At 75.7% G+C, this 26,683-nt stretch carries 25 protein-coding genes and 1 tRNA gene; 10 read left to right on the top strand and 16 right to left on the bottom strand.

The features are described 5' to 3' along the window. Positions 1-38 precede the first annotated feature (38 nt). Positions 39-1,700: an arginine--tRNA ligase gene (gene argS / locus ACFY07_RS07605; protein WP_390867822.1), complete on the bottom strand. Its 1,662-nt coding sequence runs from the start codon at positions 1,698-1,700 to the stop codon at positions 39-41. Between the two features lie 175 nt (positions 1,701-1,875). Beyond that, complete coding sequence (locus tag ACFY07_RS07600) at positions 1,876-2,355, bottom strand: response regulator (protein ID WP_390867821.1); 480 nt, start codon at positions 2,353-2,355, stop codon at positions 1,876-1,878. Between the two features lie 241 nt (positions 2,356-2,596). Between ACFY07_RS07600 and ACFY07_RS07595 the strand changes: the two genes are divergently transcribed. Further along, positions 2,597-2,668, top strand: a tRNA-Arg gene (locus tag ACFY07_RS07595). 196 nt (positions 2,669-2,864) lie between these two features. Here ACFY07_RS07595 and ACFY07_RS07590 read toward each other — a convergent pair. The 5 genes from ACFY07_RS07590 to ACFY07_RS07570 form a co-directional block, all read right to left on the bottom strand. Continuing rightward, a complete protein-coding gene (locus ACFY07_RS07590) occupies positions 2,865-3,131 on the bottom strand; it encodes a DUF397 domain-containing protein (protein ID WP_230650608.1) in 267 nt (88 codons plus the stop codon). 163 nt (positions 3,132-3,294) lie between these two features. Next, on the bottom strand, positions 3,295-4,029 hold the full coding sequence (locus ACFY07_RS07585) for a hypothetical protein (protein ID WP_390867820.1): 735 nt from the start codon (positions 4,027-4,029) through the stop codon (positions 3,295-3,297). Positions 4,030-4,060: 31 nt separating this feature from the next. Beyond that, positions 4,061-6,241, bottom strand: coding sequence for a hypothetical protein (locus tag ACFY07_RS07580; RefSeq protein WP_390867819.1), 2,181 nt, complete (start codon positions 6,239-6,241; stop codon positions 4,061-4,063). Between the two features lie 100 nt (positions 6,242-6,341). After that, on the bottom strand, positions 6,342-6,563 hold the full coding sequence (locus ACFY07_RS07575; protein WP_230650599.1) for a hypothetical protein: 222 nt from the start codon (positions 6,561-6,563) through the stop codon (positions 6,342-6,344). Positions 6,564-6,667: 104 nt separating this feature from the next. Continuing rightward, on the bottom strand, positions 6,668-6,883 hold the full coding sequence (locus ACFY07_RS07570; RefSeq protein WP_390867818.1) for a hypothetical protein: 216 nt from the start codon (positions 6,881-6,883) through the stop codon (positions 6,668-6,670). A 306-nt stretch (positions 6,884-7,189) separates the two neighbouring features. Here ACFY07_RS07570 and ACFY07_RS07565 point away from each other — a divergent pair, with 306 nt between their 5' ends. Both ACFY07_RS07565 and ACFY07_RS07560 read left to right on the top strand, forming a co-directional pair. After that, positions 7,190-7,546 carry a helix-turn-helix transcriptional regulator gene (locus ACFY07_RS07565; protein WP_230650595.1) on the top strand — a complete coding sequence of 119 codons (357 nt, stop codon included), beginning with the start codon at positions 7,190-7,192 and terminating at the stop codon, positions 7,544-7,546. A 202-nt stretch (positions 7,547-7,748) separates the two neighbouring features. Then, the gene (locus tag ACFY07_RS07560) at positions 7,749-8,042 is read left to right on the top strand and encodes a hypothetical protein (RefSeq protein ID WP_390867817.1); all 294 of its coding nucleotides are present in this window, start codon (positions 7,749-7,751) and stop codon (positions 8,040-8,042) included. Between the two features lie 37 nt (positions 8,043-8,079). Here the strand turns inward: ACFY07_RS07560 and ACFY07_RS07555 are convergent, their stop codons facing one another. Then, complete coding sequence (locus ACFY07_RS07555) at positions 8,080-9,000, bottom strand: carbohydrate kinase family protein (protein WP_390867816.1); 921 nt, start codon at positions 8,998-9,000, stop codon at positions 8,080-8,082. Between the two features lie 149 nt (positions 9,001-9,149). Continuing rightward, positions 9,150-10,862: a DUF885 domain-containing protein gene (locus ACFY07_RS07550; RefSeq protein ID WP_390867815.1), complete on the bottom strand. Its 1,713-nt coding sequence runs from the start codon at positions 10,860-10,862 to the stop codon at positions 9,150-9,152. A 286-nt stretch (positions 10,863-11,148) separates the two neighbouring features. On the opposite strand from ACFY07_RS07550, the gene ACFY07_RS07545 reads away from it, so the two are divergent. Further along, entirely contained in the window at positions 11,149-11,856 is a 708-nt protein-coding gene (locus tag ACFY07_RS07545) for an alpha/beta hydrolase (protein ID WP_390867814.1), read from the top strand. A gap of 194 nt (positions 11,857-12,050) precedes the next feature. Here the strand turns inward: ACFY07_RS07545 and ACFY07_RS07540 are convergent, their stop codons facing one another. After that, positions 12,051-13,052: a Gfo/Idh/MocA family protein gene (locus ACFY07_RS07540; RefSeq protein WP_390867813.1), complete on the bottom strand. Its 1,002-nt coding sequence runs from the start codon at positions 13,050-13,052 to the stop codon at positions 12,051-12,053. A gap of 160 nt (positions 13,053-13,212) precedes the next feature. Between ACFY07_RS07540 and ACFY07_RS07535 the strand changes: the two genes are divergently transcribed. The 4 genes from ACFY07_RS07535 (at position 13,213) to ACFY07_RS07520 (ending at position 17,978) form a co-directional block, all read left to right on the top strand. Further along, positions 13,213-14,169, top strand: coding sequence for a diiron oxygenase (locus ACFY07_RS07535; protein ID WP_230651024.1), 957 nt, complete (start codon positions 13,213-13,215; stop codon positions 14,167-14,169). Between the two features lie 86 nt (positions 14,170-14,255). Continuing rightward, positions 14,256-15,083 (top strand): TetR/AcrR family transcriptional regulator, encoded by an 828-nt coding sequence (locus ACFY07_RS07530; protein ID WP_390867812.1) that lies wholly within the window; start codon positions 14,256-14,258, stop codon positions 15,081-15,083. Positions 15,084-15,272: 189 nt separating this feature from the next. Beyond that, the gene (locus ACFY07_RS07525) at positions 15,273-15,446 is read left to right on the top strand and encodes a CsbD family protein (RefSeq protein ID WP_230651021.1); all 174 of its coding nucleotides are present in this window, start codon (positions 15,273-15,275) and stop codon (positions 15,444-15,446) included. Positions 15,447-15,680: 234 nt separating this feature from the next. Continuing rightward, positions 15,681-17,978 (top strand): FdhF/YdeP family oxidoreductase, encoded by a 2,298-nt coding sequence (locus ACFY07_RS07520; RefSeq protein ID WP_230650578.1) that lies wholly within the window; start codon positions 15,681-15,683, stop codon positions 17,976-17,978. A gap of 72 nt (positions 17,979-18,050) precedes the next feature. Here ACFY07_RS07520 and ACFY07_RS07515 read toward each other — a convergent pair whose 3' ends face one another. The 6 genes from ACFY07_RS07515 to ACFY07_RS07490 all read right to left on the bottom strand — a co-directional run bounded on the left by ACFY07_RS07515 (position 18,051) and on the right by ACFY07_RS07490 (position 24,753). Then, positions 18,051-19,652 (bottom strand): NlpC/P60 family protein, encoded by a 1,602-nt coding sequence (locus ACFY07_RS07515; protein WP_390867811.1) that lies wholly within the window; start codon positions 19,650-19,652, stop codon positions 18,051-18,053. Positions 19,653-19,859: 207 nt separating this feature from the next. Continuing rightward, positions 19,860-21,098 carry a styrene monooxygenase/indole monooxygenase family protein gene (locus tag ACFY07_RS07510; protein WP_390867810.1) on the bottom strand — a complete coding sequence of 413 codons (1,239 nt, stop codon included), beginning with the start codon at positions 21,096-21,098 and terminating at the stop codon, positions 19,860-19,862. A 77-nt stretch (positions 21,099-21,175) separates the two neighbouring features. Beyond that, the gene (locus ACFY07_RS07505; protein ID WP_390867809.1) at positions 21,176-21,829 is read right to left on the bottom strand and encodes an ATP/GTP-binding protein; all 654 of its coding nucleotides are present in this window, start codon (positions 21,827-21,829) and stop codon (positions 21,176-21,178) included. Further along, entirely contained in the window at positions 21,810-22,220 is a 411-nt protein-coding gene (locus ACFY07_RS07500; RefSeq protein WP_230650567.1) for a DUF742 domain-containing protein, read from the bottom strand. Before ACFY07_RS07500 ends, ACFY07_RS07505 begins: the two co-directional genes overlap by 20 nt. Positions 22,221-22,240: 20 nt before the next feature. Next, entirely contained in the window at positions 22,241-22,714 is a 474-nt protein-coding gene (locus ACFY07_RS07495) for a roadblock/LC7 domain-containing protein (protein ID WP_390867808.1), read from the bottom strand. Further along, on the bottom strand, positions 22,711-24,753 hold the full coding sequence (locus ACFY07_RS07490; RefSeq protein ID WP_390867806.1) for an ATP-binding protein: 2,043 nt from the start codon (positions 24,751-24,753) through the stop codon (positions 22,711-22,713). Before ACFY07_RS07490 ends, ACFY07_RS07495 begins: the two co-directional genes overlap by 4 nt. A gap of 422 nt (positions 24,754-25,175) precedes the next feature. Here ACFY07_RS07490 and ACFY07_RS07485 point away from each other — a divergent pair, with 422 nt between their 5' ends. Together ACFY07_RS07485 and ACFY07_RS07480 are read left to right on the top strand one after the other, a co-directional pair. Continuing rightward, positions 25,176-26,336: an anion permease gene (locus ACFY07_RS07485; RefSeq protein ID WP_390867805.1), complete on the top strand. Its 1,161-nt coding sequence runs from the start codon at positions 25,176-25,178 to the stop codon at positions 26,334-26,336. Between the two features lie 32 nt (positions 26,337-26,368). Continuing rightward, on the top strand, positions 26,369-26,617 hold the full coding sequence (locus ACFY07_RS07480; RefSeq protein WP_390867804.1) for a hypothetical protein: 249 nt from the start codon (positions 26,369-26,371) through the stop codon (positions 26,615-26,617). The last annotated feature ends 66 nt before the right edge of the window (positions 26,618-26,683 follow it).

Raw genomic sequence — 26,683 nt, 5'->3', positions numbered from 1 at the left:
CCCCCCGCACCGTCATCGCGGGCGTTCGGGTACGGCCGTCACATGCGCTCGGGGGCCGAGACGCCGAGCAGGCCGAGGCCGTTGGCGATCACCGTGCGGGTCGCCTCGGCCAGCCACAGGCGGGCACGGGTGAGGTCGGTGGCCTCCTCGTCGCCCCGCGGCAGGATGCGGCAGTTGTCGTAGAACCGGTGGTAGGTGCCGGCCAGCTGCTCCAGGTAGCGGGCCACCCGGTGCGGCTCGCGCAGCTCGCCCGCGGAGGCGACGACGCGCGGGAACTCACCGAGCATGCCCAGCAGGTCCGACTCCCACTGCGTGGAGAGCAGCTCCGGCCTGAACTCGCCGGCGGCGCCCTTGTCGATGCCGAGCTGGGCGGCGTTGCGGGCGACGGAGCTCATCCGGGCGTGCGCGTACTGCACGTAGTAGACCGGGTTCTCGTTCGACTGGCTGGTGAGCACGTCGATGTCGAGGGTGAGCGTGGAGTCGGTCGAGGAGCGGGCCAGGGAGTAGCGGGCCGCGTCCACGCCGATCCAGTCGACCACGTCGTCGATGGTGATGATGTTGCCGGCCCGCTTGGACATGCGGACCTCTTCGCCGTCCTTGAGCATCTTCACGAACTGGCCGATGAGGACCTCGATGTTGTGCTCGGGGTCGTCGCCGGCGCAGGCCGCGATCGCCTTGAGGCGGCCCACGTAGCCGTGGTGGTCCGCGCCCAGCATGTAGACGTTGACCTCGTTGCCGCGGTCCCGCTTGGAGAGGTAGTACGCGGCGTCGGCGGCGAAGTAGGTGGTGTCGCCGTCGGCCTTGATCAGGACGCGGTCCTTGTCGTCGCCGAAGTCGGTGGTGCGCAGCCAGACGGCGCCGTCCCGGTCGAAGACGTGGCCCTGCTCGCGCAGCCGCTCGATGGCCGTCCCGACGGCGCCGGACTCGTGCAGCGACTTCTCGGAGAACCAGACGTCGAAGTGGGCGCCGAACTCCTCCATGGAGCGCCGGATCTCGGCGACCATCAGCTCCAGGCCCTCGGCGCGGAACACCTCCAGCTGCTCGGGCTCGGGGAGCTCCAGCACGCCGGGGTGCGCGTCGACGATCCGCTTGGCGATCTCGCCGATGTACTCGCCGACGTAGCCGTCCGCGGGGACCGGCCGGCCGTTGGCGGCCGCGAGCAGGGAGGCCCCGAACTTGGAGATCTGCACGCCGGCGTCGTTGAAGTAGTACTCGGTCGTGACGTCGGCGCCGCAGGCCCGCAGGATGCGGCCGAGGGAGTCGCCGACCGCCGCCCAGCGGACGCCGCCGATGTGGATCGGGCCGGTGGGGTTGGCGGAGACGAACTCCAGGTTGACCTTGAGGCCGCGGAAGGCGTCGTTGCGCCCGTACGCCGCGCCGGCCTCGACGACCGTGCGGGCCAGGCCGCCCTGGGCGGCGGCGTCCAGGGTGATGTTGAGGAAGCCGGGGCCGGCGACGTCCACCTTCGCGACGCCCGGGGCCTCGGCCAGGCGGGCGGCGACCAGCTCGGCCACCTGTCGCGGCGGCCTCCCGGCCGGCTTCGCGAGCTGGAGGGCCACGTTGGTGGCGTAGTCGCCGTGGTCCTTGTTCTTGGGCCGCTCGACGGTCACCTCGTCGGGCACGGCGACGGTCAGCCCGCCCGCCTCGACGACGGCGCGGACCGCGGACAGCACTGCCTGGGAAAGCTCTGCGGGTGTCACGGTGCAAGCCTAGGCGAGAGGGGGGTGCGGACCGCCATCGGGTTTGCGGCGTGAGACGTGCGGGGGCGCTCCCGGCGCCGGGCCGAGCGGCCGCCCCCTTGTCCGGCTTCCGGCCTTTTCCGTCGTTTCCCCGTGGTCCGGGCGCTTCTGCACCCGCGGCCCCGGGGTGTCCGCCCTAGTCGGTTCGCCGAGAGCGGAACCCGCGCGCGGGGCGTGTCAGGCCGGGATGCGCCGGTCCGGGCCGGAGCGCCCCCGGGCCCCCGCCGCCCTCCCCGCGCGGCGGCAGGGCCATCAGGCCGCGCACCAGGTCCACCAGGTCGGTCGGCTCGAACGGCTTGCCGAGGTAGCCGTCCACCCCCGCCGACTCCCCGCGCTCCAGGTCGGCCGGGGTGCACGCGCTCACGATCGCTATCCGCAGGCCGCTGGTACCGGGGTCGCGGCGCAGGCGGGCCGCCGTCCGCAGGCCGTCGAGGCGGGGCATGACCACGTCGAGGGTGACCACGTCGGGGCGGACCTGCTCCACGACCTCCAGGCACTCGGCACCGTCGGCGGCGGTCACCACCTCGAACCCCTCGAGTTCGAGATTGACCCTGATCAGCTGCCGGATCACCTCGCTGTCGTCGACGACGAGGACCCGGCCGGACAAGCCCGGCACAGCACCGAGGGTAGGCGCGCCGCCCGCGGCCCGCCGGGGTTTTGGCCCACTTCGCCGCCGCCCGCACCGCCGCCCCTGCGCCGCCCCGCTCCCGGCCCGCCACGCCCGGTGACCGCCGCCGCCTCCGGGGGGCGGCCGCCGCCCGTCGCGCCCCGCGGCCCGCGGCTGCCGCCCGGACCGCGGAACGGTGTGCACGTCCACCCCCTGCGAACTGGTAGTGTTCTTCCCGTCGCAAGAACGGGCCCCCGTAGCTCAGGGGATAGAGCAACGGCCTCCGGAGCCGTGTGCGCAGGTTCGAATCCTGCCGGGGGCACTTCGCAGGAAGTGCCGGAAGACCCCGCACTCAGCAGAGATGCTGAGTGCGGGGTCTTCGTGCGTCCGCGGCCGGGTCCGGCGGCGACGCCGGCCCCCCGGGCGCGGACGGGTCCGGCGGCGGGCGGACACGGCGGCAGGCGGACGCGGGTCGGCCCCGCCCGGGAGGGGCGGGGCCGACCGTGGAGCGGGGCCGCTCAGGACATGCGGTGGAACTCGCCGTCGCGGGCGCCGTCGAGGAAGGCGCGCCACTCGTTGGCCTGGAAGGTCAGAACCGCGCCCTGGGGGTTCCGCGAGTCGCGGATCGAGGCGCCGCCGTCCGGGGTGGGCGCGACCTCGACGCAGGCGCCGCTGCCGTTGCTGTGGCTGCTCCGGCGCCACTCCTGGCGGCCGGCGCGCTGCTGGTTGCGGTCCTGCTGGTTGCGGTCGTGCTGGTCCTGGCGGTTGGTGGTCTTCGCAGACATCGTCGTCTCCTTGCACGGGCCGGCGTCCTTCGCCGGGCCCGGCACCAGCCTGCATCCGCCCGCACACGTTCGCGAGTCGAACAGTCACTCGGAGTCATCAAGCGAGGTCCGGCCGTCCGCCCCCGTGCGGAAGGAGGGCGGACGGCCGGACCCGGGCGACCGACTAGGACGGCCAGCCGTCCATCAGGGAGTGGACGGTGATCCTCGGCGAGGTGGGCGAGGCGAAGAAGCCCGCCCGGGTGGGCGCGGGCCTGGACGGCGTGCGCGCGGCGGCGGACCTGAGGACCGCGACGACCCGGCCCGCCAGGGCGTCGGCCTTCTGCTTGAGCACGGCGGGCGAGTCCGTGGTGCCGCGCAGGGAGGCGAGCTCGTGCTGGATCGCGGTGAGCTTGGCGCGGTCCGAGCTGGTGAGGTGCATCGCCTGCGGGGTGTCCACGATGAACTGGTAGGCGCCGGCCATCGTCTCGCAGCCCGTGCAGTGGTTGTTGGCAGCCCTGCTGACGTTGCTGGCGTTCAGGTGGGTGTGGCTGCCGCCCATGGTCACGATCTGGAAGGAGAGCGCGACCGAGCGGCAGTGGTCGGAGCCGTTGCAGCCGACGGAGGAGGCGTAGGCCCGGTTGGCGATGCCGGCCCCGACGGTGTCGCCGTACTCGTGGATGGCGAAGGACGTGCGGAAGTCGCGGGTGTGCAGCCGGTTGGCGTTGCTGAGCGCGGTGTCGGCGTGGACGTGGACCTCGGGCATGGTGAGCCCGGATCCCCCCCGGGGCGCCGCGGTGGTGGCGGCCTGGGCCGGGGCGGCGGTGGCGACCGCGGCGAGCCCGGCGGTGGCGAGCAGCCCCAGGCGCAGGACCTGCTGGGCGCGCTGCTGGCGCGGCTTGCGGTGGTTGCTGTGCTTCACGGTGTGTCTCCGGTGTGCGTGGGTCGGTGGTTCAGCTGGTCGCCGGTCCGGGGGCGGGGGTGGACGGCGGCGGAGTGGAATCAGGGGGAGTCGTGGTGGGGCCGGGCGACGGGGGCGGCGTCGTGGACGGGCCGGGCGTCGTGGGCGTGGGGGCCGGCGTGGACGGCCCCGGCGTCGGGGGCGGCGTGCTCGGGCCCGGGCCCGGGCCCGGGGGCGGGGCGGAGGCGCTGCCGGAGGCCGAGGGCGCGGGCCGGGAGGCCGAGGCGCTCGGTGAGGCCTTCGGGGAGGCGGAGCCCTTCCTCGCCGGGATCGTGGCGCTCGCGGACGGCGACGGCGCGGCGGGCGCGGTGGGCTGCTCGACCGCGGACCGGCCGGGGCGGCGGCTGGGCGCCGGTGTGGACGGGCCGGCGCTGGGGGTGGGCCGCGGCGGCAGGTTGGGCTGCAGGGCGGGGACGATCGGCGGCCGGGGCGGCAGCGGCTTCGGGGTGAGGCCGTGGGTCCAGGCGCCGACGAGGACCGCGCCGACGCAGCCGATCCCGACGAGCAGTCCGATCCGGGCGGCGGGCCGGCCGGCGGTGCCCTTACGGGCCGCACCGATCAGCCGGTGGCCGACGCGGATGACGAGGTACGCGATACCGCACGTCGGGAGGATCAGCAGGACCGAGCCGACGACGCCGAGGACGGACTCGGCGACCTGGCCCTCCCGGAAGGCCGCGGCGGTGCCGGCGACCTGGTCGACGAGGGAGCGCTCCGCGGTGGAGAGGATGCGGGGCAGGTTCCACAGGGCGTAGGACAGCTCGCCGACGACCAGGGGGACCATCATCAGCACCCAGGCGGTGACGATGACCCGCGAGGACTTCTTGAGGTCGGCGACGTCCCGCGGGACCGGCCTGCCCGGCACCATGCCGACGAGGATGGGCTTGATCTTCCCGAACAGGTCGGGGACGCCGGCCAGGTCGCCGAGGATGTAGTAGCCGTCCAGCCGGAGGGCCGGCATCAGCTGTTCCAGCACCTCGAAGTGGGCGAGGTAGGCGGCGGCGAGGAAGACCTGCTGGCCCGTCAGGAAGTAGCAGCCGAAGAGGCCGAGGATGAAGACGACGTTGAAGTAGATGCCGCCCAGGTCGGTGCGGATGCGGCCGCCCCGGCCGAGCCGGTACACGTCGGTGACGTCGGTGTACATGGCGGGCCAGATCAGGTACAGCCCGCAGCCGATGCAGCCGGGATGAGCCCCTCCGTAGCGGCACGCGGAGGCGTGGCCGAACTCGTGGAAGACCATCGAGGCGATGGTGAGGCCCAGCACCACCAGCAGCAGCACGGGCTGCTCCAGGGTGTGCAGCACCGGCGTCATGGCGCCGAACCAGCCGAAGAACCAGACGTCCAGGCCCACCGCGGTCAGCAGCACGGCGGCGACGGAGACCGGGCGGTGGAGCCAGGAGAGGGACCGGGAGATGCGGGCGACCCGGCGCTCGTTGAAGAGCACCTTGTGGCCCTTGAGGCTGAGCAGCAGGTCGCTGCGCGGGGCGTCGACCTCGTCGTCGTCCTGGCCGGGCGGGACGGTGATGCCGAGCGGCTGGAGCTTGTTCTCCAGCAGGTAGGCGATGTTGTCCGCGCTGACCTCGCGGCCGAACTCGGCGCTCACCCGGTGGGCGATGCGCTCGCGGTCCCGCTCGCCGTCGACGGCGCACGCGACCAGGTAGAGCAGCCGGGTGAGCTGCACGACCTGGCCGTCGCCGCGCCGGGCGATGTAGCGGGGCTCGGCGAAGCCGGAGCCGCGGTACTCGCCGTGGAGCTTCAGGCCGGCGCTGAGCCGGGGCGGCAGGGCGTCGTCGTCCTCGTCCGCGGGGCCGTCGGCCGCCGGCCCGGACGCGTCCGGGCCGGCGGCGTACGGGCCGGCGGCGTACGGGCCGGCGGCGTACGGGCCGGCGGCGTACGGGTCCGCGGCGTGGCGGCCGGCGGCGTACGGGTCGAGCTGCTGCACGGCGGTGGGCGCCTGGACCGTCGCGTCGTCGTAGGGGCCGGTCCCGCCCCCGGCCGCCCAGGTGCCGTACGGGTCGTACGGCACCTGGGCGGCCTGGTGGGGCCCTCCGTCGCCGGAGCGCTGCTCCTGCAGGTACTGGGCGTAGTAGACGTCCCAGTCGTAGTGCGGCGGCCCGGCGCCCTGGCTCTGCCCGTACGGCCCCGGGTCCCCGCCCGGCTCTCCGAGCGCGGTCATGCTGTCCTCCCCCTGGGCGGCCCACTCCCCCGCGGGCCGATGTGCGCCGCGGCGGCGGGGGCGACTCGTGCCTCGCCCCCACCGCCGCGGGTGGTGCCTGTTACTGGCTGATGGAGATGGACTGGTTCGCCGCGGACTGGGCGACCGCACCCACCGAGTGGTCGTTCAGCGCCAGCGACTCGTTGGAGGCGCTCACGTGGGCGACGTGCTTGGTGACGTTCAGCGTCTTGGTGAAGCTGAAACCGCTGAACTTGGTGAGGGCCTCGCGGCCGGGCAGCAGGTCGGCGGACTCGGCGGCCAGCTCGTCCATGTTCATGCTCATGATGGTGCTCTTCTCCTTGCGTGCCCCGCCGGCGGGCGTGCCGCCGCCGGCGGGTGGTTCCGTACGGGTCGCGGTGAGCGGTCAGGCGGCGGCCTGACCCGGCGTCACTGCTTGATGCTGATCGACTGGCCGGCGGAGGCCTGCGCCACCGCACCCGGCGAGCACTGGTTCACGGCCTGCGAGCTGTTGGCCGCCTCCACGTGGGCGACGTGCTTGGTGACGTTCATCGCCTTGGTGAAGTTCAGGCTGAACTTGGTGAGGGCCTCGCGGCCGGGCAGCAGGTCGGCGGACTCGGCGTCGAGCTCACGCGGGTCGAGCATGGTCTTCTCCCCCTCAGGGATAGGCAGGTTTCGTTCGGAAGTGCTCAGGAACCCCCCCGAGCCTGTCCGATCCGTTCGGACGTCCTGTCCGACGAGATTGGACAGTAGTCGGGCCGGTGGCGGCGCCGCAAGCCGAATCCGTGCAGCTCTCTGCAACAGGCCTGTAACAGCGGGCGACGGACCGGTCGTCGCGGGCGGTCCGCGGCCGGCGGCCCGGGGCGGCGCGCACGGGAGCGCGGCGGGCGGCCGTGCCGGGCCGAGCCCTAGACTGGGGCCGCCCCGAGCCCGAGCAGGAAGCGACCACCAGTGGCCAACGCGTTGCAGGAGCTGATCCGGGAACGACTGGACCGGCAGGGCTGGTCGTACGGCGAGGTGGCCCGGCGGGGCGGCATCCCCCGCTCCACGGTCCACCACCTCGCCTCCGTCGAGGAGATCCGCCGCATGCCGCAGCCGGCGACCCTGGAGGGCCTGGCGCGCGGCCTGGAGCTGCCGCTGGAGGCGGTGCGGGGGGCGGCGGCCGAGGCCTGCGGGATCCACCTGTACGCCGACGAGGTGCGCGACCCCGAGGTGGACGTGCTGATCGCCAGCCTGAAGCAGCTCTCGGCGCAGGACCGCCAGCACGTGGCGGCCCTGGTGGAGTCGCTGCTGCGCCGCGGCGGGTGACGCCGGCGGGCCGCGCCCACGGCGGCGGCCCCTCCGGCCCGGCCCCTCGATGCGGGGGCCGGGTCCTCAGAATTGAGGAAGTCCGGGGCGTCGTTGGGGGAAAGCACCACGAGCCCGGGACCTGGCCGCTCCGGGCTGCCTATCGTCGCGTTGCGCCCCGGGGTCGGCGAGAGCCGCGGACCCGCCGGGCGGTGGGGGACGCATGAAGACGAAGAGGCCTCCGGCCCGGCCCCGGCTGACCGTGGTGCGCGGCGTGCGCGGCTGCCACGCCGCGGCGGTGGCCCGCCGGCCCGGCACGGACTCCGTGGTGGTGCTGCTGCCGGACGAGCCGGCCGCCGACCGGGTCGAGGTCATGGACCTCGCCGCGGCCCTGTTGACGCGTCAGGAGATGCGCCGGCTCAGGGAGTGCCTGGCGGCCATGCGTCGGGGCGAGGGCCGCCGCGAGCTGGTCGACGGCGCACCGGTGCTGGTCTGCGGGGACGGCGCGGCCGGATAGCGGCGGCCCCGCCGGCCCGGGAGCGGCGCGCCCCCGGCTACCGGGGGGACGCGGCCGAGGCCCGGGCGACGCCGGACGCCAGCGCGTCGGCGCCGACGAAGTCGGTGTGGGTGCCCGCGGTGGTGCAGGCCTCGGCGCCGGAGACCGCTCCGGCCAGCATGCACTCCTCCACCGGCCGGCCCGCGAGCCAGAAGTCCAGGAAGCCGGTGACGAAGGCGTCCCCGGCCCCGTTGGTGTCCACCACCGGCCGCTGGGGGACGACCACCGGGAAGTGCCGCACCCCGGCGTCGCCCCGGCCCAGCAGGAAGCTGCCCTCCGCGCCGGACATGGCGACGACGACCTGCGCCCGGCCGTCCTCCAGGATTGCGCGCATCACCTGCTCGTGGCGGCCGCGGACGCCCGCGGTCGAGAGGAAGACGAGGTCGGACTCGAGCGCGTAGTGGCGGTGGTGGGGGTTGGTCCCGTCCCAGTCGTGCAGGTCGGTGGAGCTGGTGACGCCGAGGCGGTGCACGTCCGGGTAGAGGTCCCGGTTGATGCCGGTGATGGAGAGGTGCACGTGGCCCGCCTGCTCCAGGAAGGGCAGCCAGAAGTCGCGGGGCAGCCGCAGGTCCGCCGGGTGGCGGCCGTCGTAGAAGGAGAAGCGGCGCCCGGCGGCGTCCACGAGGTTGACCGCCCGGGGCGTGCCGGTCGCGGAGACCACGTGGCTGAAGTCGAGGCCGCGCCGGGCGTACTCGGCCAGGACGAGGGCCGCCTGCGGGTCGTCGCCGAGGAAGTCGAGGAACTTCACCGACCGGCCGAGGGCGTGCAGGCCGAGGGCGACACCGTTGCCCGTGTGGGCGACGTAGTCGCGGACGGGCGGGACGAAGAGCGAGTCCGCCGCGGGGATCTCCAGCCGGTCGACGCGGACGATGGTGTCGACACCCGCACCTCCGACGACCAGGACGTCGTACCGGGGCATGGTCCGCCCTCCTCTCCTTTGAGGACGCCGAGTCAAGCAGGGTCCGGCCGCTCCGGCAATCCCTTGCAGGAACTTTCCGCAAGAGATTGCCGAAGCACGGCCGCCGGCCGCCGACCGCCGTCCGGAGGGTCCGGCCGCCGGAGCGGCGGTCAGAGCGCGGACAGCTCCGCCACCAGGTCGTCCAGCCCCAGCGAGCCCTGGGAGAGGGCGGCCATGTGCCAGGCCTTGAGGTCGAACGCCTCGCCGTGCGCCGCCCTGGCGGCGGCCCGGCCCTGCAGCCAGGCCCGCTCCCCCAGCTTGTAGCCGATCGCCTGGCCGGGCATCCCCAGGTAGCGGACCAGCTCGCTGTCCAGGAAGTCGGGGGCCAGCCCGCAGTGCAGCCCGAAGAACTCACGGGCGGCCTCGGGGGTCATCCGCTCGCCCGGCCGGTACGGGGAGTCGGCGGGGAAGTCCAGGCCGACGTGCATGCCGATGTCGACGATCACCCGCAGCGCCCGCATCATCTGCGCGTTGAGGTAGCCCATGCGGGCCGCCGGGTCGGTCAGGTAGCCCAGCTCGTCCATGAGCCGCTCGGCGTAGAGCGCCCAGCCCTCGGCGTTGGCGCTGACCTGGCCGAGGCTCACCTGGTAGGTGGAGAGGCTGTCCGCCACGTGGTTCCACTGCGCGAGCTGGAGGTGGTGGCCCGGGACGCCCTCGTGGTACCAGGTGGACACCAGGTCCCAGACCGGGAAGCGGTCCTGCCCCCGGGTGGGCAGCCAGGTACGGCCGGGGCGGGAGAAGTCCAGCGACGGCGCGGTGTAGTAGGGGGCGGCGGCACTGCCGGGCGGGGCGATCATCGACTCCACCCGGCGCACCCGCTCGGCGAGGTCGAAGTGGGTGCCCTGCAGGTCGCGGATCGCCTGGTCCATGAGGCCCTGGAGCCACTCCCGGGCCGCCTCGGCGCCCTCCACGGCCGGCCCCTCCTGCTCCAGGTACCGCATGGCCTCGATCGGGGTGGCGTCCGGCAGCACCTTGGCCGCCTCGGCGCGCATCTCCGCCTCCAGCTGGTGGAACTCCCCCCACGCCCAGCGGTACGCCTCGTCGAGGTCGGGGTCGGAGCCGTTCCAGTAGCGGACGAGGCGGCCGTACCGCTCACGGCCGACGGTGTCCGGCTCGGAGGCGGCGGCCGGGGCGTACTCGTCCCGCAGCCAGTCGCGCAGCTCCGCGAGCGCGGCACCGGCCGCGGCGGCGGCCGCGTCCAGCTCACCGCGCAGGGACTCGGGGCCGTCGGCGGCGAAGTCGGCGAACCAGCCGCCGCCCGGCCCGTCGCCCAGCCACTCGGCGAGCTGCCCGACGACGGTCTCCACCTGCCGCGGGCCGGAGAGCAGGCCGCGCCGCACGCCCTCGGCGAGGGTGGCGCGGTACCCCTCCAGGGCCTGCGGGACGCGCGCCATGCGGCGGGCGACCACCGCCCAGTCGTCGTCGGTCGCCGTCGGCATCAGGGTGAAGATGTCGCGGACGCCGTGCAGCGGGGAGCCGAGGTTGCGGACGGCGCGCAGCTCCTCCCCCGCGTCGTGGACGGCGAGCTCGGCGGTCAGCCGCTCGCGCAGCAGCCGGGCGCAGCGGCGCTCGGCCGGATCCTCGGCGGCGCCGTCCCGCTCCGCGTCGTCGAGGGCGGCGAGGGTGCGGCGGGCCTGGTCGGCGACGGCCTCCAGGCCGGTCGGGGAGAGGTCGGGGAGCCGGTCGTCGCCGGGGGCGAGTCCCAGGTAGGTCGCGGTCAGCGGGTCGAGGTCGGCGACGGCGCGGACGTGGGCGTCGGCGATGCGGCGCGGGGTGGCCGGCGCGGTCGCCTGCTCGGTGGTGGTGATCGGTTCGTCGGACATCCCGCCATCCTGGCGCAGCGGGGAACGCCTGTGCTGCCTTTTGCCGCCGCGGGGCGGCCGGTCCGCGCGGACCGCCGGGACCGGCACCGGCGCCCGGCACCGGCGGCGGGGACCGGCCCGGACCAGTCCGCGGGCGCTGCGGCGACGAAGAAGCGGGAGGGGAGCAGGGAGCGGAGGAGGCCCGGCGCCGACGGCAGGGCGCCCGCCGGTCGCGGCGGTGCCGTGCCGGCGGCGCGCGGGGCCGGTGCCGCTCGGGGCTGCGACGGGCGCGAGGCGGGAGAGACGGATGGCGGGGACGACGGCGGCGCACCGGCCGCTGCGGACGAGGCTGCGGCCGGAGGAGGCGCGCGGCGCGGTCCTGGTGCTGCACGGGGGCCGGGACTCCTCGCTCGACCCGGTCGAGCCCTGGAACGCGGCCGCGCTGCGGATGCGGCCGTTCGTGCGCGGCATCCGCCGGGCGGTGGCGGGTGCCGGGATCGCGGTCGGCGAGGTCCGGTACCGGTACCGGGGGTGGAACGGCGACCGGGCCGACCCGCTGCGGGACACCCTGGACGCGCTGGAGGAGCTGGAGGAGCTGCTGGGCCCGGTCCCGGTGGTCCTGGTGGGGCACTCGATGGGCGGCCGGGCCGCGCTGCGGGCCGGGGGCCACCCCCGGGTGGCGGCCGTGGTCGGGCTGGCCCCCTGGTGCCCGCCGGGCGAGCCGGCGGAGCAGCTCGCCGGACGGGACGTGGTGCTGCTGCACTCGGACCGCGACCGGATCACCGACCCGGCGGGTTCGCGGGCGTTCGCCGAGCGCGCCCGCCGGGCCGGCGCCCGTGCCTGCCGGCTGGTGGTGGCCGGGAGCGACCACGCGATGCTGCGCCGCGCCGGCGACTGGCACGCGGTGACGGCGGCGACGGCGGCGGGGCTGGCGGGGGCCGGTCCGCTGCCGCCCGCGGTGGCGGCGGCGCTGCGGGCGGCGGCCCTGGACGAGCCGCTGGCACCGGTGCGCTGAGGCCGCGGCGGGGCGGCGGGCCGCGGCGGCAGCGGCGGTCCCGGCGCCGGGACCGCCCGTCCGGGTGACGGGCCGGGCGGCGACCCGGGGTCACCCGTCCGGGTCGTCCGCACGGGCCGTCCGCACGGGCCGTCCGCACGGGCCGTCCGGGCGAGCCGCCCGCCGGGACCGCCCGCCGGGGTCACTCGTCGGGGTCACTCGTCGGGGTAGTGGACCCCGATCCGGTCGCGGACGTTGTCCAGGGTGGCCATCAGCGACAGCGTGCCGTCGAGCGGGACCAGCTCCGACTCGGTGGCGCCCGCCCGCAGGCACCGCACGACCTCGCGGGCCTCGTGGGTGTAGCCGTTGCCCGGGTCGGCCGGCAGCCGGACCTCCTCCGGGTCGTGGCCGTCCCGGTGGAGCACGAAGCCGTCCGGGTGGAAGAAGTCCCGGGCGACGACGATCCGGCCCCGGGTGCCGTTGACGGCCGCGTACTGGGAGGTGGCGGTGGTCAGCGAGCAGGAGAGGTTCGCCACCGCCCCGCTGTCGTAGCCGAGCAGGATGCCGGTGTTCTCGTCGACGCCCTGCGGGTTCAGGTGGGCCCGGGCGGAGACGTCGTCGGGGGCGCCCAGGAGGAGCTGGGCGAAGGCCACCGGGTAGACGCCGAGGTCGAGGAGGGCCCCGCCGCCCTGGGCGGGGTCGTGCAGCCGGTGGGCCGCCGCGTAGGGGACGGCGATGCCGAAGTCGGCGTGGACCGAGCGCACCTCGCCGACCGCCCCGTCGGCGACGAGGTCGCGGATGCGGCGCACGGTGGGGTTCACGTACATCCACATGGCCTCCATGAGGAAGAGCTCGCGTCGCCGGGCGAGCGTCACCAGGTCCTGGGCCTGGGCGAGGTTGAGGGTGAAGGGCTTCTCGCAGAGGACGGCCCGGCCCGCCTCCAGGCAGAGGGAGGCGGCGGCGTGGTGGGCGGAGTGCGGGGTGGCGACGTAGACGACGTCGACGTCGGGGTCGTCGGCGAGGTCCTGCCAGGTGCCGTGGGCACGGGGGATCCCGTGGCGGTCGGCGAAGCGGCGGGCGGACTCTGCGGTGCGGGAGCCGACGGCGACGAGTTCGGCCTCGTCGCCGAGGAGCCGCAGGTCCTGGGCGAAGGCGTCGGCGATGCCGCCGGTGGCGAGGATGCCCCAGCGGACGGGTCGGTGGGCAGCGGTGGTCACGCGCGGCAGCGTACGGGGTGCGGCGCCGCGCCGGTACGGCCGGATCCGGGGGCGGGCCGGTTCCCGGGGTCTTGACTCCTCTACTGACAGGGAGTCTCATAAGGCGGGAGAGCCGCCGCACCGGCGGCGGTGGCACAGGTGAGGGGATCGGACCATGGGCATGAGGGCCCTGGAGAGCCCGGACGCGGACCGGGCGGTGGAGGCCGCGACCGCGATGCGCGACGCGCTGGGGACGCTGACGGACCGCGAGCAGGTGGCGGAGCGGCTGCTGGCCGCGTCCGGGCGCCACTCCTTCGACCCGGACTCCGACCTCGACTGGGACGCCCCGCTGGAGGAGGGGAAGTGGTTCCTGCCCCAGCACCTGGTCTCCCTCCACGGGACGCCGCTGTGGGAGCGGATGGACGAGCGGCAGCGCATCGACCTCTCCCGCCACGAGGCCGCCAGCATGGCCGGCGCCGGCATCTGGTTCGAGGTCATCCTGATGCAGCTGCTCACCCGGCACATCTACGACCTCGACCCCACCAGCCGGCACGTGCGCTACGCGCTGACCGAGATGGCCGACGAGTGCCGGCACTCCATGATGTTCGCCCGGATGATCCGGAAGCTCGGCACGCCCGTCTACCGGCCCTCCGGCCTCGCCCACTTCCTGGGGCGGGTCATGAAGACGGTGTCCACCACCCCCGGCGCGTTCACCGCGACGCTGCTGGTCGAGGAGATCCTGGACCAGATGCAGCGGGTGACCTTCCCCGACGAGTCGGTGCAGCCGCTGGTCCGCGGGGTGACCCGGATCCACGTGGTGGAGGAGGCGCGGCACGTCCGCTACGCCCGCGAGGAGCTGCGCCGCCAGATGGCCGACTGCCCCGCCTGGGAGCGGCACTGGACCAGGCTCGCCTCCGGCGAGGCGGCCGTGGTCGTCGCCCGGTCGCTGATCAGCCCCCGGGTCTACGCCGAGGTCGGGCTCGACCCGAAGGAGGCGCTGCGGCAGGTGCGGGAGAGCGCGCACCGGCGGGCCACGATGCAGTGGGCCGCCCAGCGGCTCACCTCCTTCCTGGACGAGATCGGCGTCCTGGCCGGCCCCGGGGTGCGCGCCTGGCGGCGCTCGGGACTGCTCGCCTGACCCCGGGCGGGACCGCCGCCGGGCGGTCCCGCCCGGGTCCCCCGAGTTGCCCGGCCCGGGGGCGGCAGGCCGTTAGGCTGGCCGCCATGCACGCCGACGCCGGACCAGCAGCCGGCCCCGGGCACGCCGGGGCGGCCGGGCACGACACCGGGCAGGGCGCCGGGCGGCCCCGCCGGCTCCCGGTGGAGCAGCGGCGCGAGCAGCTCATCGCGGTCGCCCTGGAGCTGTTCAGCACCCGCCCTCCGGAGGAGGTCTCGCTGGACGAGGTGGCGGAGGCCGCCGCCGCCTCCCGGCCGCTGGTCTACCGGTACTTCGCGGGCGGCAAGCAGCAGCTGTACGAGGCGGCGCTGCGCAGCGCGGCGCAGGAGCTCGTCCGGCGGTTCGTGGAGCCCGTCGACGGCACGCCGACGGAGCGGCTGGCGCAGGGGCTGGACCGCTACTTCGGGTTCGTGGCGGGGCACGCCGCCGGCTACGGGGCGTTGCTGCGGGGCGGTTCGGTCGTGGAGACCGAGCGGACCTCGGCGATCGTCGACGACGTGCGGCGGGCGGCCTTCCGGCACGTCATGGGGAACCTGGAGGTGGACGGCCCGGGGCCGCGGCTCGCCCTGCTGGTGCGGTCGTGGATCTCGGTGGTGGAGGCGTCCGCGCTCACCTGGCTCGACGAGGGCCGGCTGATCCCGCAGGGGGAGCTGCGGGACTGGCTGGTCGACCAGTTCGCGGCGATGCTCGCGGTGACCGCGCTGCACGACGCCGAGGCGGCGCGGACGCTGGCGGCGGTGCTGGAGCGGGAGTCCGCGGGCGGCCCGGCCGACCGGCTGGCGGGGGTGCTGGGGGCAGGCGGCCTGCCCCTCCGGGGCGCGGCCCGCAGCGCGCTGCCGGACGGGTCGCCGGACCCGGCGGCGGCCGCGGTCTGACGGCCGCCCGCGGCCGCGTCCGGCCGCGGCGGGCGCACCCGTCCGCCGCCGGACGCGGACCGGAGCTGCTCCCGGTCGGCGGAATCCGTCCGGAGCCGGGCGCATGGCGGTGCGGTCACCGGGCAGGCGGAGCCGTGCAGGGATCCCGGCGAAACGGGATCGACCGCCCGACATCCGGAGGAGTCCCCCATGGGTATCGCCGACAAGGCCGAGAACGCCGCCGAGAAGGTCAAGGGCAAGGCCAAGGAGCAGACCGGTCGCGCGACGGACGATCCGGGCCTGGAGGCCGAGGGCCGCGCCGAGCAGGGCAAGAGCGACCTGAAGCAGGCCGGGGAGCACGTGAAGGACGCCTTCAAGCGCTGACCGGACGCAGGAGCGGCGGGGCCGCGGGACCAGGTCCCGCGGCCCCGCTCCCGTGTCCGGCCCGTGTCCCCGGCCCCCGTCCGGCCGCCCGTGTCCCGCCCGCGCCCCCGGCCCCCGTCCGGCGGCCGCCGGGGCGTGCACCCGTGCGGCGGTGCGGGCGGCCGGGGGTGGAAGGATGGCCCGGCCGGGTGCGGCGCCGCGGACCGCACCGGCGGTCGAGCGGAGGTGGCGAGGATGGCCAGGCGGGCTCCCGGGAGTGATCCGGCGCAGGACGCGCCGCGGGTGGGTGCGCCCCAGCACGCGGCGGCGGGGGTCCCGGCGGTCGTCCACACCCTGCGGGCCGCGGGTGCCCAGATGGGCGCGGGGCGGACGCTCTCCCTCCTGCGCCGGGTCAACCAGCACGGCGGCTTCGACTGCCCCGGCTGCGCCTGGCCCGAGCCGGACCGGCCGCACCTGGCGGAGTTCTGCGAGAACGGCGCGAAGGCGGTGGCCGAGGAGGCGACCGAGCGCCGGATCGGGCGGGAGTTCTTCGCCGCGCACCCGGTGGCGGACCTCGCCGGCCGCTCGGGCTACTGGCTGGGCCAGCAGGGGCGCCTCACGGAGCCGATGCTGCTGGAGGAGGGCGCGGACCGGTACGCCCCGGTGAGCTGGGAGCGGGCCTTCGACGTGGTGGCGGAGGAGCTCGCCGCCCTGGACTCCCCCGACGGCGCGGCCTTCTACACCTCGGGCCGGACCGCCAACGAGACCGCCTTCCTGTACCAGCTGTTCGTCCGACGGTTCGGCACGAACAACCTGCCCGACTGCTCCAACCTGTGCCACGAGTCGTCCGGCTCGGCCCTGGTGGAGACGCTGGGCGTGGGCAAGGGCAGCGTCCGCCTGAAGGACCTCCACCAGGCGGACCTGGTCGTCGTCGCGGGGCAGAACCCGGGCACCAACCATCCGCGGATGCTCTCCGCCCTGGAGCGGGCCAAGCGGGCCGGGGCCCGCATCGTCAGCGTCAACCCGCTGCCGGAGGCCGGGCTGGAGCGGTTCCGGAACCCGCAGACGGCGCGCGGCCTGGCCGGCGGCGGCACCCGGCTGACCGACCTGTTCCTGCAGATCCGCCTCGGCGGCGACCTGGCGCTCTTCCGGGCGCTGAACCTGCTGCTGCTGGAGGCGGAGGACGCGGCGCCGGGCACCGTCCTGGACCACGCCTTCATCCGGGAGCACTGCCACGGCTTCGAGGAGTGGGCCGCCGACGCCCGCACCACCTCCTGGGACGCGGTGCTGGCCGCCACGGGCCTGCCCGAGGAGCAGATCCGGGAGCTGGCGGCGATGGTGCTGGGGTCCCGCCGGATCGTCGTCTGCTGGGCGATGGGCCTCACCCAGCACAAGCACGCGGTGCCCACCATCCGCGAGGTGGTGGACTTCCTGCTGCTGCGCGGCAACGTGGGGCGCCCCGGCGCCGGGGTGTGCCCGGTGCGCGGGCACAGCAACGTCCAGGGCGACCGCACGATGGGCATCGTGGAGAAGCCCGCCCCGGCCTTCCTGGACGCGCTGGGCCGGGAGTTCGGCTTCGAGCCGCCGCGGCACCACGGCCTCGACACGGTGGACGCCGTCCGGGCGATGCGGGACGGCCGGGTGCGGGTCCTGTTCGCGATGGGCGGCAACTTCGTCGGGGCCGCGCCGGACACCCTCGCCACCGAGGCGGCGGTCCGCCGCTGCCGGCTGACGGTGCACGTCTCCACCAAGCTCAACCGCTCGCACGCCGTCACCGGGGCGCGGGCGCTGATCCTGCCCGTGCTGGGCCGCACCGACCTGGACGCCACCGCGGCGGGGCGGCAGTTCGTCACCGTCGAGGACTCCATGGGCATGGTGCACGCGTCGCGCGGCGCGCTGCGCCCGCCGTCCCCGGAGCTGCTCTCCGAGCCGGCCCTCGTGTGCCGGCTGGCCCGGCGCGTCCTGGGCCCGCAGGACGAGGTGCCGTGGGAGGAGTTCGCCGTCTCCTACGACCTGGTCCGCGACCGGATATCCCGGGTGGTGCCCGGGTTCGACGACTTCAACGCACGGGTGCGCGCCCCCGGCGGGTTCGCCCTGCCGCACGCCCCGCGCGACAGCCGCACCTTCCCCACCGCGACGGGGCGGGCGAACTTCACGGTCAACCCGCTCACCGCGCCCGAGGTGCCGCCGGGCAGGCTGCTGCTGCAGACGCTGCGCTCCCACGACCAGTACAACACCACCGTCTACGGCCTGGACGACCGCTACCGCGGCATCGAGGGCGGCCGCCGGGTGGTGCTGGTCAACCCGGGGGACGCCCGGGAGCTGGGCCTGGCCGACGGCGCGTACACGGACCTGGTCGGCGAGTGGGCGGACGGGGTGGAACGGCGCGCACCGCACTTCCGGGTGGTGCACTACCCGACGGCGCGCGGCTGCGCGGCGGCGTACTTCCCGGAGGCGAACGTGCTGGTCCCGCTGGACTCCACCGCGGACATCAGCAACACGCCCACGTCCAAGTCGGTCGTCGTCCGCTTCGAGCCGGACAGCGGCGCCTGACGGGGCGGGGGACGGCGGGGCCGCGCCCCGCCGCCGGGCCGCCCGGGTCCTCCCGGGCGGCCCGGCGGGACGTCAGCCGGACAGCGGGCCGAGGTCGAGGCCGAGGACGGCCGACAGCGAGGAGCCGGACGGCCCGGGCGAGGCGGCCGCCGGGTCCGAGGAGGCGGGGCCGGAGGAGGCGGGGCCGGAAGAGGCCGGGGCCGGGGAGCCGGGCGCCGAGGGGGAGCCCGGGGCCGCCGTGGCGGAGGGCGAGGGCGAGCCGGAGCCGGTGCCGCCGGACGGCGTCGCGGTGGGCTTGGGGGATGACGTCCCGGTGGGCCTGGGGGACGACGGCACGCTGGGCTTCGGCGGCGGCAAGGACGGCGAGGACGGCGAGGACGGCTGGTGCGGGACCGGGGGGAGGACGGGCGGCCGCGGCTCGGACGGCGCCGGGGCGGGCCGGTGCGGCTTCGGCTTGCCGCCGTCGTGGATGTCCGACCCCAGGATCGGGGTGGTCGTGTCGGTGCCGCCCGGGACGTGCGGGACCTTCCAGCCGTCGCCGTCGTCCGCGGCGGAGGGGTCCGGCCGTACGGCGCCGAGGATCGGCATGGCGGCCATCGGGGAGACCTTGACGAACGCCCCCGGCCGCGGGGCCTGGATGATCAGGCCGGCGCCTATGTACATCGCGACGTGGGTGGCCCCGGGGAAGTAGACGACCAGGTCGCCCGGGCGCAGCTGGTCCAGCGGGACGTGCCGCAGCTGCGCCCACTGCTGCTGGCTGGTGCGCGGGATGGGCAGGCCGGCGTGGAGCCACGCCTGCGAGGTGAGGCCGGAGCAGTCGAAGACGTCCGGCCCGGCGCCGCCCCACACGTAGGGCTTGCCGAGCTGCTCGAAGGCGTACCGGACCGCCCTGCGCCCGTCCTCGGAGGGGGACCGGCGGCTCTTGCCGAGCGTGCCGGAGGCGAGGAGGGACAGCTGCGCCTCGTCGGCCTCGCGCTTCTCCAGCCGCTCCAGGTCGGCCCGCTGGGCGCCCGTGAGGGAGGTGACGGTCCGTTCGACCTCGTCGAGGCGGCGGCGCACGTCGTCGCGGGCGTGCCGCTGCCGGTCCGCGAGCTGCTGGACGAGGCGCAGCGAGGCGTCGGCCCGGGCGCGCAGGGCCGCGAGGGCGGCCTGGTCGGCCCGGAGGGCGTCGAGGAGCGCGGTCTGGGCGTCGCCGGCCTGCTGGAGGGCGTGGCCGCGGTCCAGGGCCTCGTAGGGGCTGTCGGCGAGCAGCATCTCGGCGTAGGCGGAGAGGGAGCCGTTGCGGTACTGGGCGCGGGCGAGCTCGGCGGCGATGTCGGTGCCGGCGTCGAGCTGGGCCTGCTTCTCCCCGATCCGCCGGTCGAGGTCGGCGACCTCGGCCCGGTGCCTCTCGAGCTGCTCGGAGGCGTCGTTGTACTTCTCGGTCGCCTCCTCGGCCGTCCGGTACAGCTCGTGGAGCTGGTCGAGGAGGGGGCCGAGCGTCGCCCGCGCCTGGGCGAGCGGGTCGGCGGGGGCCGGTCCGGACGGGCCGGGGGCGGCCCAGGCGGCGGAGGCCGCGGCCGGTACCGCCAGGGCCGCGGCGGCGAGCACCGCGCCGCACCGGAGCGCCGCCCTCACCCAGGGCCGCACGGACCCCGTCGTGCCGCCGTCGGCCGTCTGCTGAGCCACCGCCATGGAACTGGTCCCTCCCGGACACGATCGGTCGACCGCCGCTCCCGTACGGATCCCCGCCGGTCGCGGACGATCCTGCCACGGGGCACCCCGCCTGCGGCAGGGGGCGTCCCCCGGGGGCCGTGTGAACCCCCGTCGGCGTCCCGCCGCCGGAAGGGAGGACGCACACCCCCGGCCCGGGGTTGTACCCGGACCGGGGGTGAGGCGCCGTCAGGCCTGCGGGGCGACCGAGGCGAGGTAGGCGGAGGCCTTCTCCGGCTCGAAGAACCAGTGCTCGAAGTCGGCCGGGTCGTCGAAGCCGTTGGCGAAGCGGTCGGCGACGGGCTGGAGCTGCCCGGCGGCGCCGATCAGGTTCAGCACGTGCTCCGGCGGCGGCGCCAGCATGGCGTTGGTCCACTTCGTCACGTGCTGCGCGCCGTCCCAGTAGCGGTCGAAGGCGGCCTGCATGAAGTCGCGGTCGAAGGGCTTGCCGCCGTGGCCGACGATCGCGTCCAGGTACGCGGCGGCGCACTTGGCGGCGTTGTTGGAGCCCTGGCCGGTGATGGGGTCGTTGGCCACGACCACGTCGGCGACGCCCAGCACCAGTCCGCCGCCGGGCAGTTCGGCGACGGGGCGGCGCACCACGGGGGCGTACCGGCCGGCGAGGGTGGCGCCGGCGTCGGTCAGCTCCACGCCGCCGGCCGCGCGCTCGTACTCCCAGGGCGTGAAGGCCCGCATGAGCTCCAGGGTGAGCCGCAGGTGCTCGCCCGGGTCCTTGACACCGTCGAAGACGTCGAGCGGCCCGCCGGGGACGCCCTCCCAGAAGAGGATGTCGCAGCGGCCGGAGACGGTCAGGCACGGCATCACGAACAGCTCGCCGACGCCGGGGACCAGGTTGCACCGCACGGCCTCGAAGCCGTGCTCGGGGCGCGGGCCGAGGCCGTGGACGTAGGAGACGGCCAGGGCGCGCTGCGGCGCGTCGTACGGGGAGCGGGAGGCGTCGCGGCCGAACATCGACACCAGCTCGCCCTTGCCGGCGGCGACCAGCACCAGGTCGAAGGTGCGGGAGAAGTAGTCGAGGTCGGAGACGGTGACGCCGTGCACCACGACCTTGCCGCCGCGGGCGGCGAAGGCCTCCAGCCAGCCGGCCATCTTCACGCGCTGGTCGACGGACTGCGCGTACCCGTCGAGGCGGCCCACCCAGTCGACGACGCGGGCGCCGTCGGGGCCCGCCACGGAGACGCCGAGGCCCTCGATGCGGGGGGCCCGGTCCTCCCAGAGGTTCAGGCCGAGATCGCGCTCGTGCTGCAGGGCGGTGTCGAACATGCACTGGGTGGACATCACCCGGCCGTCGCGTATCTCGTCGGCGGTGCGGTTGGTCATGACGGTGACGTCGTAGCCGTGCGCCTGCAGCCCCAGGGCGAGCTGCAGGCCGGACTGCCCGGCGCCGACGATCAGGATCTTGCGCATGCGGTGGTGTGCTCCTCGGCTCGTTCGGGGACCCGCGCTGACGCTGTTTCAACTTCTTCCGGTTCAGGCACGGTTGCTCATCCTTGCACCGCCAGTGCGTGTACGACCAGTGAGGTCAGCACGTCCGCCACCGCGCCGCGCTCCCGGGCGTCGCAGAGCAGCACGGGGATCTCCGGCGGCACGGCCAGGGAGTCCCGGACGTCGTCGGGCGAGTAGCGCGGGGCGCCGTCGAACTGGTTGACCGCCACCACGAAGGGCAGCCCGCAGCCCTCGAAGTAGTCGATCGCCGGGAAGCTGTCCGCCAGCCTCCGGGTGTCCGCCAGCACGACGGCGCCGATCGCGCCGCGCACCAGGTCGTCCCACATGAACCAGAACCGCTGCTGGCCCGGGGTGCCGAAGAGGTACAGGACGAGGTCGTGCTCCAGGCTGATCCGCCCGAAGTCCATGGCGACCGTGGTGGTGGTCTTGTCCGGCGTGCCGGAGGCGTCGTCGACGCCCTCGCTCGCCTGCGTCATCACCGCCTCGGTGGTCAGCGGGACGATCTCGGAGACCGAGGCCACGAAGGTGGTCTTGCCGACGCCGAAGCCGCCCGCCACCACGATCTTGGTCGAGGTGGCGCTGCCGGTGGGACCGAGCGGGACGCCCGGCGTCGGGCCGGGGGCAGGCGCCGGGGCGGCCGAGGGGCCTCCCGCCGGATCCGCCACCACGGCCTCAGAGCTTGCGAAGTCCACCCAGCACCCTCTCCAGCAGCTCCCGGTTCGCCGTCGAACCGGGGGTCCCGTCCCCGTCGCCGTCCTCGCCGGGCGTGCCGTGCACCCGGATCCGCCCCTGGTCGGCCAGGTCGCCGAGCAGGACGCGGACCACGCCCAGCGGGATGCGCAGCAGCGCGGCGATCTCCGCCACGGAGCGCATGTGGCCGCGGCACAGCTCGCAGATCGCGTCCATCTCCGGCAGGCCGCCGCCCGCGGGCGCGGGCCGGTTCAGTGCGGAGACCAGCGTCTCCACCAGCAGCACGTGCCCGAACCGGGTCCGTCCGCCGGTGATCGCGTACGGGCGGACGCGGGACGCACGCCCCGCGCCGGAGCGCCGCACCCCTCCCGTGCTGTGGTCGCTGCCGGGCACGGACCCACCTTTCGCCGAGGTCACCGGGCGGCCATCGCCCGGTGCAGTTCGCCGCGGACCTCCGGGGTGAGCGCGTGCCCGGCCCGCTCCACGAGCAGGGCCATCTGGTACGCGACCACGCCGAGGTCGCAGTCGAGCGAGGCGTGCACACCGAGGCACGAGCCGTCGCTGATCGCCATGAGGAACAGGTGGCCGCCCTCCATGGTCACGATGGTCTGCTTCACCGCTCCGTTGCCGAGCACCCGGGAGGCACCGGCGCCCAGGCTGACCAGCCCGGAGACCACCGCCGCCAGGTCCTCCGCCCGGCGCGCCCCGTCGGACGCCGCGAGCAGCAGCCCGTCCGAGGAGACGACCACCACGTCCGTGAGGCCGCGCACCCCCGACGCGAAGTCGGAGAGGAGCCACCTCACCTTGTGGGCCCCCTGGCTGACCCCGTTTCCGCCGGGGCCGCCAGGTGCCACCGCGGGCGCTCCGGCCGCGCCGCCTACCGTCATCTGCCTGCCTCCTCACCAGAGGAACCGCCGACCCCCCGGGATCCGCCCCCCGCCTGCGCCTCCCCCGCGGGCCGGCCCTCCGCCGGGGCGGCGGCCTCGCGGGCCGCCTGGCGGAGCCCGCTCTGGAAGCCCCCGAGGCGCCGCCGCAGCTCCGCCGCCGAGGTCGACCCGGTGCGTTCGCCGGAGGCGGCGGGCTGCCCCGCCTCCCGGCGCAGTCCGGACCCCGGGCCCTCGCCCGTGCCCGGCAGGCCGCCGCCCCGCGGGACCCTGCGGGGCAGGCCGAGCCTGGTGACCGGCGCGCCGGCGCCGTCCGTGCCGCCGGTCTCCGGGGCGCCCTCCGGGCCGGCGCCGCCCCCGCCGGGGGCGGGAGGCCGGGGGGAGCCGGTCCGGGACTCCGACGGCGGCGCGGACCGCGGCTCGGGCCCGGGCTCCGCCTGCGCATCCGGCGCCTGCTCCGGCTTTGACTCCGGCTCCGGCTTTGACTCCGGCTGCGGCTCCGTCGCGGCCCGGGGTCCGGCCGCGGCCTCCGGCGGAACCGGGGCGGACGACGCGGCGGCGGTCCCGCCGCGCGGGCGGCTCTCCGCCTCCGGGGCGGCCGCGCCCTCGCCGGTCCGGCCGTGCTGGTCGTCCTCGGCCGAGGCGCGGGCGGCCGGCAGGACCGGGGTGCGGCGCGGCAGCGGCGGCGGCCCGCCCTGCCCGGCGCCGGACCGCGGGGCATCCGGCTGCGGGGCATCCGGCTGCGGGGCGGCGGGCTGCGGGGCGGCGGTCCGGCCGGCCGCGGGGGCCGGGGCGGCCGGCTGCGCCTCCGCCGGGTCCGACCCGGCGACGTCGGCCTGCGCGGTGCGCTCCGCCTCGCGCTGCTCGTCGACGTCCGCCGCCGTGAGGTCGGCGTCCACCACCGCCTCGCGGGGCACCACCACGATGGCGGTGACGCCGCCGCCCGCCGCGGTCTCCCGCAGCTGGACCCGCACGCCGTGCCGGCGCGCCAGCCGGGAGACGACGAAGAGGCCCATGCTGCGGGCGGAGGCGGTCTGCTCGCGCCACGGCGCCCTGCCGGAGAGCTGCTCGGCCTGGCCGGCGTCCGGGTTCTCCAGCTGCTCGTTGAGCTCCCGCATCCGGTCGGCGGGGATGCCGATGCCGTGGTCGGTCACGGAGATCATCAGCTCGCCGTTGTCGAGCAGCCAGCCGCCGACCTCGACCAGGTCCTGCGGCGGGGAGAAGGCGGTGGCGTTCTCCAGCAGCTCGGCGACCAGGTGGCTGGTGTCGTCGGCGGTGCCGCCGACGAGCCGCACCGGCGGCAGGAACCGGATGCGGACCCGCTCGTAGCGCTCGATCTCGGAGACGGCCGCGCGCAGGACGTCCAGCAGGGGGACGTTGCGGCCGGCGCGGCGGCTGTTCTCCAGGCCCGCGAGCAGCAGCATGTTCTCGCTGTTGCGCCGCATCCGGGTGGCGAGGTGGTCCAGCCGGTAGAGGTTGTCCAGCTGGTCCGGGTCGGCCTCGCGCCCTTCCAGGGTCTCGATGAGGACGAGCTGCCGCTCGACCAGCCGGAGGGTCCGCATCGCCAGGTTGACGAAGGTGGCGTCGACGCTGCCCTGGAGCTCGTCCCGCTCGGCCTCGAGCTCGTCGCGCTCGGCGGCGAGCGCCCCCCGCTCGGCGGTGAGGCTCTGCAACTGCGCGGTGTGGGACTGGAGCTGGGCCAGGCGGACCTCGCGGTCCTGCACCAGCTGCTCGCGCTCGGCGAGGAGGGCGTCGCGCTGGACCGTCAGCCGGTCGCGCTCGGCGGAGAGCCGGGCGCGGTCGCGGACCAGGGGCCGGACCATCGTGCGGCGGACGGCGGCGACCAGGCCCCAGGCGGCGGCGACCGCCGCGGCGGCGGTGGCGGTGCCGACGACCACTGTGGAGCCGCCCGCGGGCACCGCCCCGCACCCCGTGGCGAGGAGGGCGGCCGGTACGCCGGTCGCGGTCCAGGCCGCCGGGCGGGCCGGGCGCTGCCGGGGCGCCCGCTCCTCTTCACCGTGGCCGGGCAGCTCCCCGGACATGCCACCGGACGTGCCACCGGGCGTGCTCCGGGACCCGTCGGCGGCGGTCGGCCAGGCGTCGGGACGCCGCGGCCCCACTCGTCTCGTCCGCACGAGATCTCGCAATCCTGTTCGGTGAACTCGGGTGTCCTGCGGCATCAGCCATCCCATCCGGCACCGGGGCCCACTACCACCTGATACCGACACAGACACCCGAATGAGTGAATCGCACAACAGCCTGCCGCAACAAGATCAAAACGGCGCACATGGTGTGCAGATCATGTAAGCGGCCCACGCCACCGGGGACGATGCCATTCCATCCTGAGCATGTCAAAGTGCGGCGCGCAACACACCACCCCGAAGTCGTTGCCCGTTAACCTGCCGTTCACCATGTGTCCGTACGGTCACCGCCGGACGACAACGACTAAGACGATTGTTTGGGTATGGAACACATCACGTTCCTGGTGGCCGTCGTGATCATCACGGCTCTCGCCTTCGACTTCACCAACGGCTTCCACGACACGGCCAACGCCATGTCGACCTCGATTGCCACCGGCGCCCTGCGACCCAGGGTCGCGGTCGCCATCTCGGCCGTCCTCAACCTCGCCGGCGCCTTCCTCTCGGTGGAGGTCGCCAAGACGATCTCCGGCGGGATCATCGACGAGAGCGCCGGGGTCCACCCCGAGGTCATCTTCGCGGCGCTGACCGGCGCGATCCTCTGGAACCTGGCGACCTGGCTCCTCGGCCTGCCCTCCAGTTCCTCGCACGCCCTGTACGGCGGCCTCATCGGCGCCACCCTGGTCGGCGTGGGGACCCACGGCGTGCACTTCGACACGGTCGTCACCAAGATCCTCATCCCCGCGGTGGCGGCCCCCTTCGTCGCGGGCCTGGCCTCCTGGGGGGCGACGAGGCTCGCCTACCTGATCACCCGCGGCTCCTCCGAGCAGTCCGCCGGCCGGAGCTTCCGCCTGGGCCAGATCGCCTCCTCGTCGCTGATCTCGCTCGCGCACGGCACCAACGACGCGCAGAAGACCATGGGCGTGATCACCCTCACCCTGATCTCCGCCGGCTCCCTGGGCGCCGGTGCCAGCCCGCCGCTGTGGGTCATCCTCAGCGCCGGCCTGGCCATCGCCCTGGGCACCTACATGGGCGGCTGGCGGATCATCCGCACCATGGGCAAGGGCCTCACCGACATCGAGCCCCGGCAGGGCTTCTCCTCGGAGAGCGCCGCCACCTCGGTGATCCTGGCCTCCTCCCACATGGGCTTCGGCCTCTCCACCACGCACGTCTGCACCGGCGGCGTGATGGGCGCCGGCCTCGGCGCCCCCGGCGGCCAGGTCCGCTGGAGCGTCGCCCGCCGCATGGTCTACGCGTGGCTCATGACCCTCCCCGCGGCCGGCGCCGTCGGCGGCGCGGCCGCCTGGATCGCCGGGCTCGGCAACGCCGGCGTCGCCGTGGTGGGCGTGCTGCTGGTGGCGGGTTCCGCCGCCGTCTGGTTCGCCTCCCGCCGCCGCCCGGTCCACTCCGGCAACGTCGTCGACGAGGAGCCCGAGCCCCTGCCCGCCGCCGCCGCGACGCAGCCGCCCGCCGGCATCGCCGCCTGACACCGGTCCGCAGGACAGAAGGAGGAGTCCCCATGGAGATCAAGTGGGGTGCGCTCGCCGGCACGGCCGGCGTCAGCTTCGGCATCACGGTCGCGGTGGTCGCGGTCTTCGCCCTGGGCAGTCTCGCCCTCGCCCGCCGTGACGCGGCCCGCGAGGCGGCCGCGGCCGGCGGCCCGGGCCAGGGGGCCGGGGGCGGCGTCCTGACCGCGGCGGCGGCGGTCTGCTTCGCCGCCTGCGCGGCGGCGGTCGGCTACGGGATCTACCTGATCGCCGTGCGCTGACACGGCACGGCCGCGGTACGACGACGGCGGAGGGCCGGTGGGAATCCCACCGGCCCTCCGCCGTCG

The sequence above is a fragment of the Streptomyces sp. NPDC001380 genome (assembly GCF_042895785.1).
Classification (GTDB): domain Bacteria; phylum Actinomycetota; class Actinomycetes; order Streptomycetales; family Streptomycetaceae; genus Peterkaempfera.
This window is presented reverse-complemented; position numbering and strand designations above follow the sequence as displayed.

Coding starts and splice junctions, on each gene's coding strand:
- ACFY07_RS07490 (WP_390867806.1), bottom strand. CDS start 24,753: ATGTCCGGGGAGCTGCCCGGCCACGGTGAAGAGGAGCGGGCGCCCCGG.
- ACFY07_RS07570 (WP_390867818.1), bottom strand. CDS start 6,883: ATGCTCGACCCGCGTGAGCTCGACGCCGAGTCCGCCGACCTGCTGCCC.
- ACFY07_RS07485 (WP_390867805.1), top strand. CDS start 25,176: ATGGAACACATCACGTTCCTGGTGGCCGTCGTGATCATCACGGCTCTC.
- ACFY07_RS07525 (WP_230651021.1), top strand. CDS start 15,273: ATGGGTATCGCCGACAAGGCCGAGAACGCCGCCGAGAAGGTCAAGGGC.
- ACFY07_RS07480 (WP_390867804.1), top strand. CDS start 26,369: ATGGAGATCAAGTGGGGTGCGCTCGCCGGCACGGCCGGCGTCAGCTTC.
- ACFY07_RS07550 (WP_390867815.1), bottom strand. CDS start 10,862: ATGTCCGACGAACCGATCACCACCACCGAGCAGGCGACCGCGCCGGCC.
- ACFY07_RS07575 (WP_230650599.1), bottom strand. CDS start 6,563: ATGAGCATGAACATGGACGAGCTGGCCGCCGAGTCCGCCGACCTGCTG.
- ACFY07_RS07520 (WP_230650578.1), top strand. CDS start 15,681: ATGGCCAGGCGGGCTCCCGGGAGTGATCCGGCGCAGGACGCGCCGCGG.
- ACFY07_RS07530 (WP_390867812.1), top strand. CDS start 14,256: ATGCACGCCGACGCCGGACCAGCAGCCGGCCCCGGGCACGCCGGGGCG.
- ACFY07_RS07495 (WP_390867808.1), bottom strand. CDS start 22,714: ATGACGGTAGGCGGCGCGGCCGGAGCGCCCGCGGTGGCACCTGGCGGC.
- ACFY07_RS07515 (WP_390867811.1), bottom strand. CDS start 19,652: ATGGCGGTGGCTCAGCAGACGGCCGACGGCGGCACGACGGGGTCCGTG.
- ACFY07_RS07535 (WP_230651024.1), top strand. CDS start 13,213: ATGAGGGCCCTGGAGAGCCCGGACGCGGACCGGGCGGTGGAGGCCGCG.
- ACFY07_RS07510 (WP_390867810.1), bottom strand. CDS start 21,098: ATGCGCAAGATCCTGATCGTCGGCGCCGGGCAGTCCGGCCTGCAGCTC.
- ACFY07_RS07580 (WP_390867819.1), bottom strand. CDS start 6,241: ATGACCGCGCTCGGAGAGCCGGGCGGGGACCCGGGGCCGTACGGGCAG.
- ACFY07_RS07545 (WP_390867814.1), top strand. CDS start 11,149: ATGGCGGGGACGACGGCGGCGCACCGGCCGCTGCGGACGAGGCTGCGG.
- ACFY07_RS07555 (WP_390867816.1), bottom strand. CDS start 9,000: ATGCCCCGGTACGACGTCCTGGTCGTCGGAGGTGCGGGTGTCGACACC.
- ACFY07_RS07590 (WP_230650608.1), bottom strand. CDS start 3,131: ATGTCTGCGAAGACCACCAACCGCCAGGACCAGCACGACCGCAACCAG.
- ACFY07_RS07560 (WP_390867817.1), top strand. CDS start 7,749: ATGAAGACGAAGAGGCCTCCGGCCCGGCCCCGGCTGACCGTGGTGCGC.